Source organism: Terriglobus sp. 2YAB30_2, assembly GCF_052114765.1.
Taxonomy (GTDB): domain Bacteria; phylum Acidobacteriota; class Terriglobia; order Terriglobales; family Acidobacteriaceae; genus Terriglobus.
The window spans coordinates 1-3,182 of sequence record NZ_JBFRFJ010000048.1 but is presented as its reverse complement, the minus strand read 5'-3'; the positions used below and the strand labels follow the sequence as shown (position 1 = coordinate 3,182).

Genomic DNA, 3,182 nt, shown 5'->3' with positions numbered 1-3,182 from the left:
AACACAGATGATCCGCACTCAGAACTTCATCCACTCGAGGCGGCACCAGGTACCCTTGCTCCGGCGAATAGGGCAAATACCGTGACATACTCTCTTCTCGTATAAATAACCCCGAAAAGCAAGTACTCACACAGACTCTGAAGGCCCGCGTTGTTGGCACTATAAGAAGCGGGCTTTAGCCTTGGGCTTTTCTCCATCAGGAAAAAGCCCAGGGCTAAAGCCCATTTACTTTTACGTCTTTTATCAGCGGGCTGAAGCCCGCTGCTCCCACCCGGTTCAATCAACCCGGCTTCCTCAGGACCAAATCCGCTTATTGTTCAGCGAATAACGACTCCCACACTAGAACAGCAGCCGCGACTTTACATTCCTTACATACAATTTGCACGCCTGACGTGCGCCTCGCGCCAGAATCAGGCTTATGAAACTGCTCTCGATCCTTCCCGTCGTGCTTGCCGCTTCCTTTGCGGCCGCAACTGCGCAGCAGCCACAAGGCAGCCGTTCGTTCGAGGTCGCGTCCATTCGTCCAGGAGCATCCGCAACGGCGGAGATGATCGCGATCAGAATGAACGCCGACCGCTCGATGATCCACTACGTGAATGTCTCGGTGCGAGATCTCATTCGGGTGGCCTACGGAGTGAAGGAGTTCCAGATCAGTGGCCCTGAGTCGATACACAACCGCTTCGACATCGAGGCGAAGTATCCGGAGGGAGCCACAAGAGACCAGGTACCGGAGATGCTGCAGTCTCTTCTGAGAGACCGCTTCAAACTAGAGCTACACCGCGAGACGAAAGAGCAGGCAGTCTACGCGCTGGTCGTGGGCAAGAACGGACCGAAGCTCAAGGCGACGACGATCCCACCGTCGGACTACCCTGACAGTCCCAACCGTCGCCCCGGCACGCCGGTGCGTGGCGACATTCAGATGCTGGGCGGTCCGTCTGGCCTGCACCTGACCGGACCCGCCGTGACCTTGAGCAGACTCAGCGAAATGCTCTCGGGCTTTACCGATAAGCCGGTCGTAGACCAGACCGGTTTATCGGGAGAGTACGACATCGATCTCACCTTCTTTCCGGAAAATATGATGTTCCGCATGGGGGGTGGCCCGGGTGGTCCACGACAGGGGCCTGATGGAGGTGCAGACACCCAGTCCGAACCACGCGTCACCATCTTCGATGCACTGCAACCGTACGGTCTCAGGCTCGAATCCCGCAGGGCACCCCTGATGCAGCTTGTCGTGGATCACATTGAGAAGGCGCCGACGGAGAACTGATGCGCTCGTATTCCCAACCTAGCGTTCCGAGCGTTCACCCCAACGAACAAGTTCGTCGGGGACCCCGAGGGTGGGCACCCACGTAGGTAAGCGCTGAAGGCGCGCTCTATACCAGCCTGGGGCAACGCCCCAGGTTTCAGTGCCACAAGATGTTAAAGGGCTGAAGGCCCGCTCTATAGTTCCTCAGTCAAGGCGAATTTGTCGATACACCCTAGTGCCTGTTCCTGAAGTTCGATCACGAACATCCTTGCCATCCGGAGCATTGAAAACCAGGTCCTTCACGAATCACGCCAGCCAATATTTTTGATAACAACGTTAGACTGATGGCTCTGATACCTTGGGAGCGCAATTCTTAGGGAGGTATTCGTGTATCGAGTTTTGACGGCAATCCTTCTTTCAGCGGCGACGGCTTTTGCCAACGATCTTCCAAACAAGAAGTATCTGGATCTCACTCATATCAAAATCATGGTTTCTGCGGCGGAGGCAAAGGCGAAGGAGCTCAATGTTTCCGTAACCATCTGCATCGTGGATGAGAGTGGCAATCTGCTTTTTCTGGAGAAGGGCGAAACCGCCTCACTGAACACCATTCAATTCGCCCAAAAAAAGGCACGCCATGCGGCCTTCTACGGCAGGCCGTCCAAAGACGGAGCTGACACAATTAAAAAGGGCAATACGGAAGCGATGGCATTCCCTGAATTCTTCCCCAACCAGGGAGGACTTCCGATTAAAATCGATGGGAAGATCCTGGGTGGGATCTCCGCCAGCGGCTCCAAATCGGAGATCGACGAAGCCATTGCGCAGTCTGGCCTTGACGCGCTTCTTAAGCAATGACGGTTGCCGGGGTTGATTCGTCGGCTGATCGAGGCGCTCACGAATTCGCGCTGGAGAGGACAGGATGCGGAAAGGGTTCACTAGAAGACCGCCAGCAGAGGCGCCCGCGGCGCACGGCACAAACTACATTACTCCCAGTGGGCTCGAGCGCCTTAAACATGAGCGCAGTTTTTTACTCAACAAGGAGCGCCCTGCCGTAGTGCAGGTGGTGGCGTGGGCTGCCGGCAATGGCGATCGCAGTGAGAATGCCGACTATCAGTACGGAAAGCGGCGACTGCGACAGATCGATGGGCGGATTCGCTTTCTTACGAAACGAATCGAGGCCGCGGAGGTGGTAGATCCCGAAGCTCCGAGAACGGGCCTGCGGATGACTAACGCATTCTTTGGCGCGACCGTTCACTATGTCAATGCTGCAGGAGAAGAGCGAGTGGTGAGCATCGTCGGTACCGACGAAGTCGATCTCGAACGCAACCATATCAGCTGGGTCTCGCCTCTGGGGCGCGCATTAATGAAAACTGCGGCGGGTGATGAAATTGTTCTCCATGCGCCGCGTGGCCCGGAACAGCTGACAGTGTTGGAAGTGCGGTATGAACGCATCTCGGTAGAACCGTTCCGCGAGCCACTTGGGTCCGAAGTCTCTACAAATGACTCGATCGCTGACACTCAATCGGCGGAAACACGGGAGTACGACCCGATGGTAGAGGAGCAAAGTGCGTCCTGATAAATGCGCTTCTCGGAAGTGATGAGCTTCGCTCCCGCACTGCGAGACTAGGGCGTATCGACAAATTCGAGATCGCCCGTCCAGTGGGTGCGAATGTCTTGCTTAAGGGCACGGCTTTAGCCGTGCCGTACGGAGTCTGAAATGAGGATGCGGCTTTAGCCGCTGAGGTACCGATGCTATGCCCTCAGCGGCTAAAGCCGCACCTCTGTGGGACATCTGTGCAGCCTGGGAGATAGGTAACAGTTTAGACCGGGCAGATGGGTAACACTTTTTGCTCGGTAGGTTTATGTATCTGAGTTTTTTTGATCTCAGGTAGTGGTGGAGGCGGTGGGAATCTGGGAATTTCGGTTGTATGAAATTTCC

Annotated in this window: 3 protein-coding genes; all 3 read left to right on the top strand. The window is 55.7% G+C overall.

The window, feature by feature from the left end; translation table 11 throughout:
- Positions 1-418: 418 nt before the first annotated feature.
- Entirely contained in the window at positions 419-1,267 is an 849-nt protein-coding gene (locus tag AB4Y89_RS24390; RefSeq protein WP_442303547.1) for a TIGR03435 family protein, read from the top strand.
- A 378-nt stretch (positions 1,268-1,645) separates the two neighbouring features.
- The gene (locus AB4Y89_RS24385; RefSeq protein WP_442303546.1) at positions 1,646-2,098 is read left to right on the top strand and encodes a GlcG/HbpS family heme-binding protein; all 453 of its coding nucleotides are present in this window, start codon (positions 1,646-1,648) and stop codon (positions 2,096-2,098) included.
- 64 nt (positions 2,099-2,162) lie between these two features.
- On the top strand, positions 2,163-2,819 hold the full coding sequence (gene greB, locus AB4Y89_RS24380) for a transcription elongation factor GreB (protein WP_442303545.1): 657 nt from the start codon (positions 2,163-2,165) through the stop codon (positions 2,817-2,819).
- Positions 2,820-3,182 lie beyond the last annotated feature (363 nt).